The following is a 15779-nucleotide window of genomic DNA, read 5'->3' as shown; positions in this document are numbered from 1 at the left end:
CCCAAAGCGTTTATAGTCACCTCTTCCGGCCATGTGTTCGGGCTTTGGCGCTTGCCGGGAGAGGGAGACCCGCAGCGATGCTGCACGACTGGGGTGTGATCGCCGCCGCGTTCGCCTATATCGGCCTGCTGTTCGGCGTCGCCAGCTATGGCGACCGGCTGTCGCCGAGCCAGCGCGGCCGCGCCGGCATGCTGATCTATCCGCTGTCGCTGGCGATCTACTGCACCTCCTGGACCTTCTTCGGCTCGGTCGGCTTCGCCACCCGCACCAGCACCGACTTCCTCGCGATCTATGTCGGCCCGATCCTGATGATCGGGCTATGCACGCCGCTGCTCCGGCGCGTGATCCAGCTCGCCAAGTCGCAGAACATCACCTCGATCGCCGACTTCATCGCGGCGCGCTACGGCAAGAGCCAGGCTGTCGCCGCCACGGTGGCTGTCATCGCGATCTTCGGATCGGTGCCTTACATCGCGCTGCAGCTCAAGGCGGTGGCGTCCTCGCTGGAAACGATCCTGAGCGAGGACAAGCTGTTCTCCTCGATTCCCATTATCGGCGACATCGCGCTGGTCGTGACACTGGCGATGGCGGCATTCGCGGTGCTGTTCGGCACCCGCCAGACCGACGCCACCGAGCACCAGCACGGCCTGATGCTGGCGATCGCCACCGAATCCATCGTCAAGCTGGTGGCCTTCCTCGCCGCCGGCGCCTTCGTCACCTTCTGGATGTTCACGCCCGTCGAGCTGATCGAACGCGCGATGAAGACCCCGGAGGCGGTGCGCGCGATCAACTATTCGCCGTCGATCGGCAATTTCCTCACCATGACGCTGCTGTCGTTCTGCGCGATCATGCTGCTGCCGCGGCAGTTTCACGTCAGCGTGGTCGAGAACTCCAGCCCCGAGGAGGTCAGCCGCGCCCGCTGGCTGTTTCCGCTCTATCTGGTCGCCATCAACCTGTTCGTGATTCCGATCGCGCTCGCCGGCCTCGTCACCTTTCCGTTCGGCGCCGTGGACAGCGACATGTACGTATTGGCGCTGCCGATCGAGGCGGATTCCCCGCTGCTCAGCATTGCCGTCTTCGTCGGCGGCCTGTCGGCCGCGACCGCGATGGTGATCGTGGAATGCGTCGCGCTCTCCATCATGGTTTCCAACGACATCGTCTTGCCGCTGGTGCTGCAGCGCAGCCCCGCGACGCGCGACGGAAGCAAGGATTTCGGCGACTTCCTGCTCAGTATCCGGCGCTTTGCGATCTTCGCCATCATGGTGATGGCGTATTTCTACTATCGCGCGCTCGGCAATGCTCAACTCGCGGCTATCGGCCTGCTGTCGTTCGCAGCGCTTGCCCAGCTGGCCCCGGCCTTCTTCGGCGGCCTGTTCTGGCGCGAGGGAACCGCCCGCGGCGCCATGACCGGCATGCTGGTCGGCTTTGCGGTGTGGGCCTATACGCTGTTCCTGCCGAGTTTCCTGGAGGGTAATCCCACCGGTCTCCTCCTGCTGCAGCACGGACCGTTCGGCATCGAGGCGCTGCGTCCGCGGGCATTGTTCGGCGCCGACCTGCCGCCGCTGATGCACGGCGTGCTCTGGTCGCTCTCGCTCAACATCCTGACCTACATCGTGATGTCGATCGCGCAACGGCCTTCATCGATCGAACGGCTGCAGGCGGATCTGTTCGTGCCCAACACGCTGGCGCCGATCGCGCCGACGTTCCGGCGCTGGCGGACGACCGTTACCGTGCAGGACATCCAGAGCACGGTGGCGCAATATCTCGGCCCCGAGCGCGCGGCCCAGGCCTTCGAGACCTTTGCCGCCGGCAATCTCGATCCGGCCGCGCCCGCCGACTTCGAACTGCTGCAGCACGCCGAACGCCTGATCGCCTCCTCGATCGGGGCGGCCTCCTCTCGCCTCGTGATGTCGCTGTTGCTGCGCAAGCGAACCGTTTCCGCCAAGGCCGCGCTGAAGCTGCTCGACGATTCCCACGCCGCGCTGCATTTCAACCGCGAGATCCTGCAGACCGCGCTGAACCATGTGCGCCAGGGCATCGCAGTGTTCGATGCGGATTTGCAGCTGATCTGCTCGAACGCCCAGTTCGGCGAAATTCTCGCGCTGCCGCCGCAGGTCGTGCAACTCGGGATTCCCCTGCAGGAAATCCTGGAATTCATGGGCGCCGTCAGCCCGGCCGACTTCGGTGATCCCGATGGGTTGCTGCAGCGACGGCTGGATGCCTACACCACCGAGGGCAAGCCCTATCTGGAGCGCCTGCCGGACCGCCATATGGTGATCGAAGTCCGCTCCAACCGGATGCCGGGCGGCGGCTTCGTCATCACCTTCTCCGACGTCACGCCCAGCTTCGAGGCCGCCGAAGCGCTGGAACGCGCCAATGCGACGCTGGAAAAGCGCGTCCGCGACCGCACCGAGGAACTGACCCGCCTGAATTCCGAACTGGCGCAGGCCAAGAGCACCGCCGAGGACGCCAACATCTCGAAGACCCGCTTCCTTGCGGCCGCCAGCCACGACATCCTGCAGCCGCTCAACGCGGCGCGGCTCTATGTGACGAGTCTCGTCGAGCGGCAGAGCAGCGGCGGCGAGGATTCGCGCCTGGTGGAGAACATCGACGACTCGCTGGAGGCGATCGAGGAAATCCTCGGCGCGCTGCTGGACATCTCGCGGCTGGATGCAGGCGCGATGACGACCTCGATCTCAAGCTTCAAGATGGCCGACCTGATGCGCTCGCTCGAGATTGAGTTCGCGCCGATCGCCCGCGCCAAGGGGCTGGAGCTGACCTTCGTGCCCTGCTCGCTGCCGGTGCAATCCGACCGCTCGCTGCTGCGCCGGCTGCTGCAGAATTTCATCTCGAACGCCATCAAATATACCCCGCGCGGGCGCGTGCTGGTCGGTTGCCGCCGCCACGGACAATCGCTGCAGATCGCGGTCTACGACACCGGCGTCGGCATTCCCGTGACCAAGCGCAGCGAGATCTTCAAGGAATTCCATCGCCTCGAGCAGGGCGCGCGGATCGCCCGCGGCCTCGGCCTCGGCCTGTCGATCGTCGAGCGGCTGGCGCGCGTGCTCAACCACGGCATCGCGATCGATGCCAATGTCAGCGGCGGCTCGGTGTTTTCGGTGACCGTGCCGGTCGCCAAGGCGATCGACCACACCGCCGCGGTCACCAGCGCGACGCCGCTCTCCAAAACGCCGATAAGCGGCGCGCTGGTCGTCTGCATCGAGAACGACCCGGCGATCCTCGACGGTATGAAGACGCTGCTGACGGCGTGGGATGCCGAGGTGATCGCCGTGACCGATCCCGACGCCGCGATCGCCGCGATCGAATCCTCCGGCAGCAGCGTGACCGGCCTGCTGGTCGATTACCATCTCGACCGCGGCAACGGCGTCGCCGCGATCCGTGAGATCCGCCGCCGCTTCGGCGAAAACATTCCCGCGATTCTGATTACCGCGGATCGCAGCCCGAATGTGCGGGCGGCCGCGCGCGAGGAGAACATCGCGATCCTCAACAAGCCGGTCAAGCCGGCGTCGCTGCGCGCTTTGCTCGGCCAGTGGCGGGCGCAACAGCTGGTGGCGGCGGAGTAGACTCCGACGCGCTCGTCGGACGTCACCAGCCCATCGTCTCCGCGACCAGCCCTACCAGTTCCGGATCGTCAAAGGTCTCGGCCGTGCAGACCGCGCCCGCAGCAACCAGATCGCCATGGCCAAGGCTCGTCCGTATTCCAATCGTCGCGATACCGGCAGCGGAAGCGGCTTGAACGCCGGAGCGGGAATCCTCGAATGCGAGAGACAGGTCGGGCGCGGCGCTCACTGCGCGCAAACCCTCCAGATACGGCAGCGGGTGCGGCTTTCCGTGCGGAAGCTCGTCGCCGATGATGACAGCCTTGAACCGCTGCATGATGCCCAGTCCGAAAAGCATCATTTCGGCGTTCAGGCGAGGCGCGTTGGTTACCGCCACCATGGGGACGTTCGCGCGATCCGCCAGGGCAAGCAATTTCATCAGACCCGCTAGCGGTTTGATTTGCCCCGATGCGAGCTTGCGGAACGCTTCTTCCTTCTCCGCCATGATGGCGGCCTGTCGCTCCGGCGATTGGCCGGGCAGGAACCGCCCGCTGATCGAAGCATTGGAAAACCCCATCAGCTCTTTCGAGGCGCGGTCGCGATCGAACACGTGGCCATGGGGCGCGAACACTTGATTGAACGCTTCCAGATGGAGCGCATCGGTGTCGGCCAATGTGCCGTCAATGTCGAACAGCAGCGCTTTCCCGAATCCCGGCATGCGTGCTGCTACGTCGTCGGCGTGCCCTGGCGCCACTGGCCGCCGGAGATCTTCGCCGCCGCGATCACGGCCTGCGTGCGGCTCTCGACGCCGAGCTTCTGCAGGATCGCCGAAACATGCGCCTTGATGGTCGCTTCCGACACGCCGAGCTCATAGGCGATCTGCTTGTTGAGCAGGCCCTCCGACAGCATCATCAGCACGCGCACCTGCTGCGGGGTCAGCGTGACCAGCCGGTCGCGTAAGCGCGCCATGTCGGGATCGTCGGCCGAGGTGAGATCGGTGTCCGGCGGAACCCAGACGTCGCCCTCCATCACCTTCAAGATGGCGTCGCGCAGGGTTTCGACGCCGAAGCGCTTGGGAATGAAGCCGGAGGCGCCGAAATCCAGCGAGCGTCGGATCGTGCCAGCATCGTCGCTCGCGGACACAATCACCACCGGGATCGCCGGATATTGCGCGCGCAGGTAGATCAGGCCGGAGAAGCCCGAGATCCCCGGCATGGTGAGATCGAGCAGGATCAAATCGACGTCGGAATCCCGTTCCAGCAGCGCGGTGAGATCGTCGAACGACCCGGCCTCGCTGACGATGGCCGACGCCACCACACTGCCCACCGCCTGCCGCAAAGCATCGCGGAATAGCGGGTGGTCATCGGCAATGACGAGATGGGTATTGGCAGCGGCGGTCATTTAGTTCTTGCGCGAGGTTGCAACGGCACGGACCGGAACAGGCCCGCTGCGTGGATTCAATTGTCCTCCGCCGGGCGGCCGCATGCAAGGCGCAAATATCGCCCTGCGCAGAAGCGGTTAACCGCTCCCTTGTGCATCGCACAATGACTTGACCGACGGTCACGCTGGTCGGCGGGGCGCGGGTATTGGCCGTCAATCTCCGCGCTGTTCTTGATTGGCGATTGGCACGACAAGCCATCAGCCCTTGAACAGGACGTCGCGAAGCAATTCGTCGACGGATGCTACCGCTTCAAGCGCCGCCCGCAACCGATCCCTGTCGTGAGTTGACAGCCGATTCACCGAGACGGCATTGGAGGGCGGTATGCCGTGAGTGACATCTTCAACCTGCTGCGACACGATCAGATCGAGAAATACGCCATGCGCTTCGCCAAGCGCGTCCAGATCCGTTTCGCTGACATGGAGCAACGCCTTTACGCCGGCTAATCGAGCCGGCGTCGATCGATCCATCACGTGATAGCGGATCGCCATGGCGCGCGCTGCGGAAACGACCCCGAACAGTCCTGCCCTCTTTAGATCGATGCGGCCCTCTTCGGTCCGGATGCCGCCAAGAAATCTCAGGCTCCGGGGAACGCTGATCCCCTCGACCAGAAGCTTGGCGAACGCAACCTGCCCCTCGGCTGCGGCGAAGGCAGCCCGCCGCACGGCGACCGCAAGACTGCCGTCGCCGTGGACGGCGCGCAGGTCGAAGAAAATATCCACGGACAGCAGGTCCTTGGGATCGGATCGCGCGATCCAGTGGTCGATCCGGCTCTGCCAGGTCGCGACCGAGCCGCGCCAGGGCGGATTCTTTGCCATGACGCCGCCCTTGCAGTAGGGCACGCCGGCCTCGTGCAGGATATCCGCGACCAGCGTCCCCAAGGCCGCGAACCAACGATCCTCGCGACCCTCCGGCTCACCCTGTTCGAAAATGACGGCATTGTCCTGGTCCATCGCCAGCAGGCTTTCGCCGCGACCGGCCGATCCAAGAACGATCGTTGCGTAGCGGCATGGCGGGCCGCCCTCGCCGCGTTCCCGCATGATTCGCTCGGCGATCGCGGCGGCCTGCCCGGTGAGCCCACCGAGTTCGCGGGAAATCACTTCCGCTATATCCCGGCCGGAGAGTCCCTCGGCGAGCAGCGCTTCCGCGACCCCCGGCAGCTTGGCCCAGGCAACCGCCAGGCCGTGTGCGTCCACCGCATCATCGATCTCCTCGCCAAGCGAAATAGCCTCCCCGGCGCGCAGGCGGAGCAGGTCACGCGCGGACAATGCGCCGACCACGTGGCCTGCCTCATCGACGACGCCGAGGTGGCGGGTCTTGAGACGGTTCATGCGGCCGATTGCTCGATAGACGAACGCGTCATCGAGGACCGCAGCCAGCGGCCGGCTCGTGATTTGTTCGACCGGCAAATCGAGCGCGGCGGCGCCGAACCGGTCGATCGCAGATAGCAGGTCGCGTTCCGTGACAATGCCCGCTTCCGCCGCCTTGACGACGCCGGCAACTGCATGCGGCGCCACGAAGACAGCCGATATTCTTTCGCTCGCAAGCCGCGCGAGCACGTCGCGGACTGAAATGTCGGCCTCCACAAAGACCGGAGGCGTCCGCATGATGTCGCGATTGCGATGCCGATAGGCGTAGCTGTCGAAGCGCTTCAGGATGCGTTCAGCATCGGCGCGCTCCGGAGCCGCGACGGCCTCGATCCAGCCGCTCCGCGCCTGATCGTCGAGTACGGAGGTGAGGGCGAGGCAGGCCCGTTCGGCCTCGGCGATGGTGCGGATGCCGTGGTCACGCAGCTTCGGCACCAGCGCCAGAAACATCCGCGCCGCCGTCGTGGCATCGCCGAGCGCGGAATGCCTGCCCGCGACGTCGACACCGAGCCATGCGGCGAGTTCTTCCACCGAATAGCCGACTAGTTCCGGTGCGGCAATCTGCGCCAGCAGCCGCGTGTCGAGCGTGCGTGGTCGTGTCCACGGCAAACCGGCGAGGTCGCATTCCCGCCTCAGCACCGCAAGATCGAATCCGACCGAATGCCCGATCACGACCGCCTGACCGAGAAACGCGGTGAACCGCGGCCAGACATCGGCGAACAATGGCGAGCCGGCCACCATGGCATCGTCGATGCCGTGAATGCGGGTCGTCTCGGCGGGAATCGCTTGACCGGCCGGGCGCAGCAACTGACGGAACTTGTCGCCGGCCACCAGCTTTCCGGCCGACAATCGCACGCCGGCCAGCTCAATCACCCGCGCCTTGCGTGGATCGAGCCCGGTGGTCTCGGTATCGATGACAACGGCGTCGATCGACAAAAGCGGGACGACGCCACCTGTCCTGTCCATCGCCTCTCCCTGCCGGCAGCCGCACGCGGGGTGATGATCGAAGAACTATGCCACGGCAGCCGTCGTCATTGCCCGTTCCAGCGCCGCCCTGTCCATGCGCGAGATCAATTCGTCGTGGATGTTGCACAGGCTGACCCGGAGATAATTCCGCGTGGTCTGGAAATCCCGTCCGCGCAGTTTCTCGTGGATCGGCATCATTGCAAAATAGGCTTCCGCCAGCGGCTCGGGAATGTCCATCACGCGTTTGGGGGCGTGCCCTCCGACGAGATCAAGCCGATGCGCCAGGTTGCTGCGCGCAGCCAGCCATGCCTCTTCTCCAATCGACGGCGGAACGGGATAGCGGTCGAGAACCGAAAGAACGACTGATATCAGCTGGTCGAGCATTTGGCGGCGCGGCATCTCGGATTGGAAAGCCAGCACCCCCTCGACCATTTCACCGACCATCGAGAGGCCCAGCGGAAAGGCCTGCCAGCGAGCGTGCTCGACGGATAGCGCGAATCCCTCTTCGGCAAACAGAACCTTGGCGTAGTGACCTGCCCGCGCACGCGAGTATTCGTAGATGCCCTTTTGCACGATAAAGGCCGATTGCGCGTCGATGAAGTCGGCAAGCTCTTCCCGGTCGCGAATCGGCGGACGTGGGCGAAACAACTTTTCGAACAGCTTCATCGCACTCTTTCCTGCCAAATGGACCAGGCCGGTTCGCCAGTCTATCCGGCATTTGCCAAGCTCGCACGCTCAAGTGCTGCATTGCCGCTCTTAGCAGCTGCAGCATACTTCTTATTCCCCCAAAGTATTATCGAGTTGGAACCGCCGCTGGTGTTAGCCTTCGTTGACTCCAAACCGGCTCAAGACCGGTTGAAGCCGCGGCATGGGGGGCGCCGCACTGAAGGGATTGCATTCCCCTCGATCATTCAATCCCGGCGCATTGCCGACCGGGGTCTTGAGGGAGGATTTGCAGCTCATGGCTAACTCCACTGATCTGAAAGCGAAAGAAGAAGCACATTGGGCGAAGACATCGCGCCTGATGTTCACGCATCTCGGCATCTGGTTCTTCTTCGGCTTCGTCATCCACATGTTCGTGAAGCCGCTCAACAATATCATCATTCCGATTCTCGGTTTTCCGCTCGGCTTCTACATGGCCGCGCAAGGCTCGCTCATCGTGTTCGTGGTCATGCTGTTCATGTTCGCAAAACAGCAGGACAAGATTGATCGCGAATACGGCTTTGCCGAGGAAGATTGAGGGGGAAGAGATCATGGCCACACAAGCTTCTGCCAGCACCTCAGACTTCATCAAGAATCTGGGCAAGATGTACGGTACTTATACCGGCGGCTTCATCGGATTCATCCTCCTGCTCGCGGTTCTCGAGCAGGTTGGCGTTCCAAACAAGATCCTCGGCTACCTGTTCGTTTTCTTCACGCTCGCCGTCTACGCCATCATCGGCGTGATGACGCGAACAGCGGAGGTCTCGGAGTATTACGTCGCCGGACGGCGTGTCCCGGCTTTCTACAACGGCATGGCAACCGGCGCCGACTGGATGTCGGCGGCGTCCTTTGTCGGCATGGCCGGCACCTTGTTCCTGCTTGGCTATGACGGGCTGGCATGGGTGCTCGGGTGGACCGGCGGATTTGTGCTGGTGTCGATCCTGATCGGGCCATACCTGCGCAAGTTCGGCGCCTATACCGTGCCCGACTTCCTGTCGTTCCGGTACGGCGGCAATTTCGCCCGTGCGCTCGGCGTGATCGTGCTGGTTGCCTGCTCCTTCACCTATGTGACGGCGCAAATCTACGGCACCGGCCTGATTGCCTCGCGATTCCTCGGGATGCAGTTCGAACTTGCCGTTTTTGCCGGACTTGTCGGCATCCTGCTCTGCGCGATGCTGGGGGGCATGCGGGCGGTGACCTGGACGCAGATCGCACAATACATCGTGCTAATCATCGCCTATCTGACTCCGATCGTTATCCTGTCCACCACGAAGTACGGAATTCCGATCCCCCAACTCACTTACGGACAGGCGATTGTGGATATTACCGCGCGCGAGCAACAAATGCTGGCGGCGGGTCTGACGACAGTCGCAGCGCTGAAGCCGCACATTCAGCCCTTCATCAACTATAGCCCGCTCAACTTCTTTGGAATCATCATGTGCATGATGGTCGGCACGGCTTCGTTGCCGCACATCCTGATGCGTTATTTCACCACCCCGTCGGTGCGTGAAGCGCGCCAGTCCGTGGCGTGGTCGTTGCTGTTCATCTTCCTGCTTTACTTCTCGGCGCCGGCCTACGCAGCGTTCTCCAAGCTGGAAGTTTACACCAACATCATCGGACGGGATCTGACGGCCATTCGTCCCTGGCTGTTCAACTGGGGTGAACTCGGGCTGATCCAGATCTGCGGCAAGAACGCAGGCAGCATCGACGCCATCGTTGCGGCGTGCAAAGCGATTGCCGGACATCCCGGTGTCGTCAGACTGCAGGACTTCATCATCAACACCGACGTGATCGTGCTCTCCACGCCTGAGATCGCGGGACTTCCGTATGTGATCTCGGGTCTGGTCGCTGCCGGCGGTCTCGCCGCCGCGCTGTCCACCGCTGACGGGCTGCTGCTCGCCATCGCAAACGCGCTGTCGCACGACGTTTACTACAAGATGATCGACCCCAACGCGCCGACCATGCGTCGGCTCACGGTGGCTCGCGCTCTCCTTGTGGTCGTCGCCGTGATCGCGGCTGCGACAGCGGCAACCAAACCCGGCGACATCCTGGCCATGGTCGGCTGGGCGTTCTCGCTGGCGATGGCCGGCAACTTCCCGGCCCTCGTAATGGGCGTCTGGTGGAAACGCACGACGGCGACGGGCGCGGTCTGCGGCATTATTGCCGGCTTCGGGTTGTGCCTGTTCTATCTCGTGACAACGCGGTACTTCCCGGGCGCAGGCGTGAAGTACTTCGGCATGACCTCGCTGACCAGCCCGCTGACGGGGGCGCCGCTGGTCGACATCGCGAAAGCCATGGCATTGCCCAATGCCATGGAAAGCTTCCCCACCCTCGCCCACCCGATGGCCAACAAGGTCGGCTGGTTCGACCTCAACAACATCAACTGCGGGTTGTTGGGAGCGCCACTCGGTTTCGCCGTCATCTACATCGTCAGCAAGCTCGGCAAGGAGCCGTCGGCGGAAATGCAGGCCTACGTCGACGAAATCCGGAAGCCGCGCGGCAGGACGGTGCTCGAGGAGAGGACGACCTGACGCTTCTCAAAACTGGATATCGACAGACGGGGCCTTTCAGGGCCCCGTCTTTGTTTGTCGCATCATATCTGCCTTGCCCGGACACCCTGCCCTTGCCATTGTGAGAGAACGGCGGATTGCGATAATCGGCCTCGTCTCATCAGATAGTGTCAGGCAGCGAGGAGACTTCCTTGGATTTCGCAAGCTCGCTCTCCGCATATTGGTACTTCCATCTGCCCAACTTTGTTCTTGCAGTATTGATGTACACGTTGCTCGGCCGCGTCCTGCTCGGCCTGATGGTGGACGCCGACTCGCCAAATTACATCTGGCGATTTTTCTGCCGGATCACCGACCCCGTCGTCGCCGCCGTCGCCATCGTGACACCCAAGGTTACCCCGCCGGTCGTGCTTTGGCTGTTCGGCTTCGTCTGGCTGTTCTGGCTGCGCGTCGCGCTTCACTACACGTTGTTGCTGCTAAATCTCGCCCCCCGGTTTGGCGGAGCGGCATCATGAACCGCAACTTCTATTTCATCGGAATTGCATTCTTCGGGATGATCAACGGCATCTTCAACCAGCTCTCGCTGATCTTCACGCTGCTGTACGTCCAGTTGCTCGCCGGCCCGCTGCTGTTTGGCAGCCTGTCCCTGACGTTGATGTTCGCATCGCTGATGGTCTCGACCGCGACCGTCATTCTCGGCGGAATTCCGGCGGCGATCTACGAGCGCGCCACCGGCGCCCCTGAGTCGAACAACGTATCGCTCTGGATCTGGCTTGCGGGAACCGCGCTTCTTGCGCTGCCAGCCGCCGGCAATTTTCTTAAAATCGGCCTTTAGCGCATGGGCTCCGGAGGTTGAGGCCGGGGGGCCTAGCGGCTACGCTGGGCCGCAATTGGCTGCGGACGACGGAGTGGCGGATCATGGACGAGATGAGCCGTATTGCCTATGAAACGGTGCTGCGCGCCTGCGGATTCGCGTCGCTCGCCATATTCTGCGTCATGATCGGCCTGTCGTTTCTCCCGCGATCTGCTTTCCAGGCCGGCGGCTTTCTCAGTTTGACGATGACGCTCGTGCTCATTTTCAAGGCACGCGAAGCAAGGACAAAAGACCACCGCCGGACCGAGATGTGGCTCTATCTGCCCAAGGAGAGCCGGCCGCCTCAGGCTTTAGCCCAACAGATGATTTCAAACCTGATGCGGGAGACCTATTTGTCGTTCGCGCGCTGGACTGCCATCATCTCGATTGTGATGTGGACCGTCGCACTTATTTTCTCGGCCATTGGACTTTAGTCAGGGGCCGCGTCGACACCGGCAGATTCACCAGTTGCTGTAGCGTGATCGACGCAAAGCGGTGCTGTGCCCCGCCGAAAGTACTATTGGGCCAATGCCCCCGAACATGTAGTGAGGCCCATAATTACGCGTCGATCTGACGCAACGCACATTTGCGCGATCATAAAAAAGGGGAGCGAATCGGAAATGTCTACGATAACTGCCACATCCGGCAAGGCCGCCGGAATGACAAAGGACGAACGTTTCGTCATTCTCGCTTCGTCGCTTGGTACCGTCTTCGAATGGTATGATTTCTACCTGTTCGGTTCGCTTGCCAGTGTGATCGGCGCGCAGTTCTTCGGCGTCATTGATCCCGCAACAAATCAGCCGATGTTCAACCAGGCCACGCGCGACATCTTCGCGCTGCTGGCGTTCGCCGCGGGCTTTATCGTTCGTCCGTTCGGCGCCATCGTGTTTGGTCGCGTCGGCGACATCGTCGGCCGCAAATACACCTTCCTGGTCACCATTCTGATCATGGGCCTGTCGACCTTCATCGTCGGCATATTGCCCAACGCGGCGACCATCGGCATTGCGGCGCCGATCATTCTGATCGCATTGCGCCTGCTGCAGGGCCTCGCGCTCGGCGGCGAGTACGGCGGTGCGGCGACTTACGTCGCGGAGCACGCCCCGATGGGCAAGCGCGGCTACTACACCTCGTTCATCCAGACCACGGCCACGCTCGGCCTGTTCCTGTCGCTGCTGGTGATCCTGTTCACCCGTTCCGCACTCGGCGAAACCGAATTCGCGAAATGGGGCTGGCGCATTCCGTTCCTGGTCTCGGTGCTGCTGCTCGGCATCTCGGTCTGGATCCGGCTGCGGCTGAATGAATCGCCGGTGTTCCAGAAAATGAAGGATGAAGGCAAGACCTCAAAGGCACCGTTGACCGAAGCCTTCGCCAACTGGAGCAACGCCAAGATCGTCATCCTGGCGCTGATCGGCGGCGTGATGGGTCAGGGCGTGGTCTGGTACACGGGCCAGTTCTACGCGCTGTTCTTCATGCAATCGATCCTCAAGGTCGACGGCTACACCGCGAACCTCTTGATCGCCTGGTCGCTATTGTTCGGCACCGGCTTCTTCGTCGTGTTCGGCGCGCTCTCCGACAAGATCGGCCGTAAGCCGATCATTCTGGCGGGCTGCCTGATCGCGGCGCTGACCTTCTTCCCGATCTTCAGGATGATCACGACCAACGCCAACCCGGCGCTGGAGAAGGCCATCGAGTCGGTCAAGGTGGAAGTGGTCGCAGACAAGGCAGGCTGCGGCGACCTGTTCAACCCGGTCGGCACCCGCGTCTTCACCGCACCTTGCGACACCGCTCGCGCCTACCTCGCGCAGCAGTCGGTCAAGTATTCGACCAGCTACGGCGCGGCAGGCTCCGGCGTGAAGGTTGTCGTCAACGGCAAGGACGTTCCTTACACCGACGCCAAGGCCTCCAACCCGCAAGTGCTGACGGCGGTGCAGGGCGCAGGCTATCCGAAAGCAGGCGACGCCCAGATCGTGAAGATGTCGCACCCATTCGACATCTTCAAGCCGCAGGCCGCGGCGGTGATCGGCCTTCTGTTCATCCTGGTGGTCTACGTCACCATGGTGTACGGGCCGATCGCGGCGATGCTGGTCGAACTGTTCCCGACCAAGATCCGCTACACCTCGATGTCGCTGCCCTACCACATCGGCAACGGCTGGTTCGGGGGATTGCTGCCCGCGACCTCGTTCGCGATCGTGGCCTCGACCGGCGATATTTACGCCGGCCTGTGGTACCCGATCATCTTCGCGTCGATTACCGCGGTCGTCGGGTTCTTCTTCCTGCCCGAGACCAAGGACGTCGACATCACCAAGTAAGCTCCGGCGGGGCGCCCAAAGCGCCCGCCCCTCGAGCTCTTACGACAAACCGGCCGCGGAGCAATCCGCGGCCGGTTTTATTTGTCTGCGCCTCAATCCGTCGCGCCGATGAACTGCAACACGATCTCGCGCCGGTGCGGCCGCGCGCGGTGCTCGACCAGATAGATCGCCTGCCACGTGCCCAGCGCGAGCGCGCCCTGCAGCACCGGGATGTGCAGCGAGGTCGCGGTCAGCATGGTCTTGATATGCGCCGGCATGTCGTCCGGCCCCTCGGTATCGTGGCGCCAGCCGGCGTTTTCGGGCGCGAGCCGGTTCAGCGCCGTCGTCAAGTCGAGGAGCACGGTCGGATCGGCATTTTCCTGGATCGTCAGCGACGCCGAGGTGTGACGGATGAACAGCGTCACCGCGCCTTCGCGCGCACGCACTTCTCGCACGAACTTCGCGACCTCGGCGGTGAGATCGGTAAAGCCCGTGCCTGAGGTCTGCACGGTCAGCAGCGAGGATACGATGGTGTTGGCGGCGATGACCGAAGGCGCGGTGCGGGAGAGGGATTTTGGCGATGTCACGATTAATCTCTCCGTCGTCCCTGCGAACGCAGGGACCCATACCGCGTTGTGCCCTCGATTGAAACGAGGTGGTCGACGTTCTTCGCCAAGCTAGAGCCGGTGGTTATGGGCCCCTGCGTTCGCAGGGGCGACAGGACACCCCCGTCAAATCTTGCCGTTGACGTCCCGCTGCACCCGGTTGGCCATTTCGATCAAGCGCCGCCAGGCCCGCTCCAGGAACGACATCATGCGATCCATGTCGCGGTCGCTCGGCAGCGGGATTTCGATCTTGCGCTCGCCCTCCGCCACCTTCGGCTCGCCCTTCTTCAGCGAATCCGATTTCGGCAGCGGCTCTTCGATCTTGCCGGGCACGGTGGGCTCGCGCTCGGCGAGTTGGGCCTTGAGCTTTTCATTGTCGGCTTGCAGCCGGACAATGTCGGTTTGCAGACGGCCGATTTCGGTGTCCATCGCCGCGCGCTCGTCGGGTACGGCATAGCAGGCCCAGCCCGCGCCCGAATTGCTGCAGGTCGAAACCGCACCGGTTCTTGTATCGAGCCGGAGTACGCCATCCCCCGTCGGCGACAGCGCATAGCGGCCGTTCTCGGTATCGGGCCCCGCGCCGGCGAGCGCGGGCCCGGCGCCTGCGAGACAAAATGCCAGCACGATAAGCCTTAAGAATTTCGAGGACGATTTCGCTGTGCTCATGGGCTTGCTCCCGCCTCAGGAGTTACCGGTTTCCTCGACCGCCGGGGCGCTTTCAAGGCGTCCCTAGATTCTTGAGCTATAGGGCGTTCGGCCGGATTTCAACGCATCTTCCAGCAATTCGAGGCGGTCCTGTCCCCAGAACACTTCGCCCTCCAGCACATAGACCGGCGAGCCGAACACGTCGGCCGCCAGCGCGTCCTGCCGGTTCTGCTCATACGCCGCCGTGACTTCCTCCGAGCCGGAGCGCTCCACGAGTTGCTTGCCGGGCAGCCCCGATTCGTCGGCGAGTTTCGCGATCGTTGCGGGATCGGCGAGATTGAGCTGGTCTTCCCAGACGGCGGCAAAGGCCCGGCGCAAGTAGCGGTCGGGATCGTGGCCGGCCTCGAGCGCCGCGATCACGACGCCATCGGCGAGACGTGCATTGAACGGCCAGTTCGCCGGCTGCAGATGAAATTTCAGTCCGCGCTTATCGCGCCAGCGCTGCAGTTCGACCATCCGGTAGCGCTGCCGTACCGGGTGGCGCTTCATCAGGGGAAGGCCGCCAGTCTCCGAGAACAAATCGACCAGCACCACCGGCCTGTGATTTACCTTGAGATCATAAGTACTTACCAAACGCCGAAAGGACTGATGCCCGATATAGGCCCAGGGCGATTGCAGCGAGAAATAGTAATCGACCTGACGCGGCATGCGGCCTCCTGCATGAGGATTTTCGCTTCACGCGGAGCATCCCAACAGACCGACCAAACGGGCGCAAGATCGATCCATGCGGGAATAGCTGCTGCACTGCGATGACGGGTCCACAGTGTCGCAGGCGATGCTTGAATAAATTC

General features: G+C 63.0%; 14 protein-coding genes. 7 read left to right on the top strand and 7 right to left on the bottom strand.

The window, feature by feature from the left end; translation table 11 throughout:
* Positions 1-77: 77 nt before the first annotated feature.
* The gene (locus tag IVB05_RS03360) at positions 78-3581 is read left to right on the top strand and encodes a PAS domain-containing hybrid sensor histidine kinase/response regulator (RefSeq protein WP_247783015.1); all 3504 of its coding nucleotides are present in this window, start codon (positions 78-80) and stop codon (positions 3579-3581) included.
* Positions 3582-3603: 22 nt separating this feature from the next.
* On the opposite strand, the gene IVB05_RS03355 is transcribed toward IVB05_RS03360, so the two are convergent.
* The 4 genes from IVB05_RS03355 to IVB05_RS03340 form a co-directional block, all read right to left on the bottom strand.
* Positions 3604-4275, bottom strand: coding sequence for an HAD-IA family hydrolase (locus IVB05_RS03355; RefSeq protein ID WP_247783014.1), 672 nt, complete (start codon positions 4273-4275; stop codon positions 3604-3606).
* Positions 4276-4283: 8 nt separating this feature from the next.
* A complete protein-coding gene (locus IVB05_RS03350; RefSeq protein WP_247783013.1) occupies positions 4284-4958 on the bottom strand; it encodes a response regulator transcription factor in 675 nt (224 codons plus the stop codon).
* Between the two features lie 237 nt (positions 4959-5195).
* On the bottom strand, positions 5196-7328 hold the full coding sequence (locus IVB05_RS03345; protein ID WP_247783012.1) for a DUF294 nucleotidyltransferase-like domain-containing protein: 2133 nt from the start codon (positions 7326-7328) through the stop codon (positions 5196-5198).
* A 45-nt stretch (positions 7329-7373) separates the two neighbouring features.
* Positions 7374-7994, bottom strand: coding sequence for a hypothetical protein (locus IVB05_RS03340; RefSeq protein ID WP_247783011.1), 621 nt, complete (start codon positions 7992-7994; stop codon positions 7374-7376).
* 295 nt (positions 7995-8289) lie between these two features.
* On the opposite strand from IVB05_RS03340, the gene IVB05_RS03335 reads away from it, so the two are divergent.
* The 6 genes from IVB05_RS03335 (at position 8290) to IVB05_RS03310 (ending at position 13699) form a co-directional block, all read left to right on the top strand.
* A complete protein-coding gene (locus IVB05_RS03335) occupies positions 8290-8568 on the top strand; it encodes a DUF4212 domain-containing protein (protein ID WP_247783010.1) in 279 nt (92 codons plus the stop codon).
* 13 nt (positions 8569-8581) lie between these two features.
* Entirely contained in the window at positions 8582-10561 is a 1980-nt protein-coding gene (locus tag IVB05_RS03330) for a sodium:solute symporter family protein (RefSeq protein ID WP_247783009.1), read from the top strand.
* Between the two features lie 170 nt (positions 10562-10731).
* Positions 10732-11052: a hypothetical protein gene (locus tag IVB05_RS03325; RefSeq protein WP_247783008.1), complete on the top strand. Its 321-nt coding sequence runs from the start codon at positions 10732-10734 to the stop codon at positions 11050-11052.
* Complete coding sequence (locus tag IVB05_RS03320) at positions 11049-11372, top strand: hypothetical protein (RefSeq protein ID WP_247783007.1); 324 nt, start codon at positions 11049-11051, stop codon at positions 11370-11372. The genes IVB05_RS03325 and IVB05_RS03320 overlap by 4 nt, the downstream gene beginning before the upstream one ends.
* 83 nt (positions 11373-11455) lie before the next feature.
* On the top strand, positions 11456-11824 hold the full coding sequence (locus IVB05_RS03315; protein ID WP_247783006.1) for a hypothetical protein: 369 nt from the start codon (positions 11456-11458) through the stop codon (positions 11822-11824).
* Positions 11825-12010: 186 nt separating this feature from the next.
* Positions 12011-13699 (top strand): MFS transporter, encoded by a 1689-nt coding sequence (locus IVB05_RS03310; protein ID WP_247783005.1) that lies wholly within the window; start codon positions 12011-12013, stop codon positions 13697-13699.
* Positions 13700-13791: 92 nt separating this feature from the next.
* Here the strand turns inward: IVB05_RS03310 and IVB05_RS03305 are convergent, their stop codons facing one another.
* From IVB05_RS03305 to IVB05_RS03295, 3 genes are all read right to left on the bottom strand, one after another.
* Positions 13792-14265, bottom strand: a complete 474-nt coding sequence (locus IVB05_RS03305; protein WP_247783004.1) for a secondary thiamine-phosphate synthase enzyme YjbQ — start codon at positions 14263-14265, stop codon at positions 13792-13794.
* Between the two features lie 144 nt (positions 14266-14409).
* Entirely contained in the window at positions 14410-14949 is a 540-nt protein-coding gene (locus tag IVB05_RS03300; RefSeq protein WP_247783003.1) for a hypothetical protein, read from the bottom strand.
* Between the two features lie 63 nt (positions 14950-15012).
* Positions 15013-15636 (bottom strand): 2-hydroxychromene-2-carboxylate isomerase, encoded by a 624-nt coding sequence (locus IVB05_RS03295; RefSeq protein WP_247783002.1) that lies wholly within the window; start codon positions 15634-15636, stop codon positions 15013-15015.
* Between the last annotated feature and the right edge of the window lie 143 nt (positions 15637-15779).

Origin of the sequence: Bradyrhizobium sp. 170 (assembly GCF_023101085.1) — a bacterium.
In the GTDB taxonomy this organism is placed as follows: domain Bacteria; phylum Pseudomonadota; class Alphaproteobacteria; order Rhizobiales; family Xanthobacteraceae; genus Bradyrhizobium.
This window is presented reverse-complemented; position numbering and strand designations above follow the sequence as displayed.

Excerpts from the sequence above, each read along its gene's own strand:
- IVB05_RS03360 (WP_247783015.1), top strand. The coding sequence starts at position 78 with ATGCTGCACGACTGGGGTGTGATCGCCGCCGCGTTCGCCTATATCGGC.
- IVB05_RS03355 (WP_247783014.1), bottom strand. The coding sequence starts at position 4,275 with ATGCCGGGATTCGGGAAAGCGCTGCTGTTCGACATTGACGGCACATTG.
- IVB05_RS03350 (WP_247783013.1), bottom strand. The coding sequence starts at position 4,958 with ATGACCGCCGCTGCCAATACCCATCTCGTCATTGCCGATGACCACCCG.
- IVB05_RS03345 (WP_247783012.1), bottom strand. The coding sequence starts at position 7,328 with ATGGACAGGACAGGTGGCGTCGTCCCGCTTTTGTCGATCGACGCCGTT.
- IVB05_RS03340 (WP_247783011.1), bottom strand. The coding sequence starts at position 7,994 with ATGAAGCTGTTCGAAAAGTTGTTTCGCCCACGTCCGCCGATTCGCGAC.
- IVB05_RS03335 (WP_247783010.1), top strand. The coding sequence starts at position 8,290 with ATGGCTAACTCCACTGATCTGAAAGCGAAAGAAGAAGCACATTGGGCG.
- IVB05_RS03330 (WP_247783009.1), top strand. The coding sequence starts at position 8,582 with ATGGCCACACAAGCTTCTGCCAGCACCTCAGACTTCATCAAGAATCTG.
- IVB05_RS03320 (WP_247783007.1), top strand. The coding sequence starts at position 11,049 with ATGAACCGCAACTTCTATTTCATCGGAATTGCATTCTTCGGGATGATC.
- IVB05_RS03315 (WP_247783006.1), top strand. The coding sequence starts at position 11,456 with ATGGACGAGATGAGCCGTATTGCCTATGAAACGGTGCTGCGCGCCTGC.
- IVB05_RS03310 (WP_247783005.1), top strand. The coding sequence starts at position 12,011 with ATGTCTACGATAACTGCCACATCCGGCAAGGCCGCCGGAATGACAAAG.
- IVB05_RS03300 (WP_247783003.1), bottom strand. The coding sequence starts at position 14,949 with ATGAGCACAGCGAAATCGTCCTCGAAATTCTTAAGGCTTATCGTGCTG.
- IVB05_RS03295 (WP_247783002.1), bottom strand. The coding sequence starts at position 15,636 with ATGCCGCGTCAGGTCGATTACTATTTCTCGCTGCAATCGCCCTGGGCC.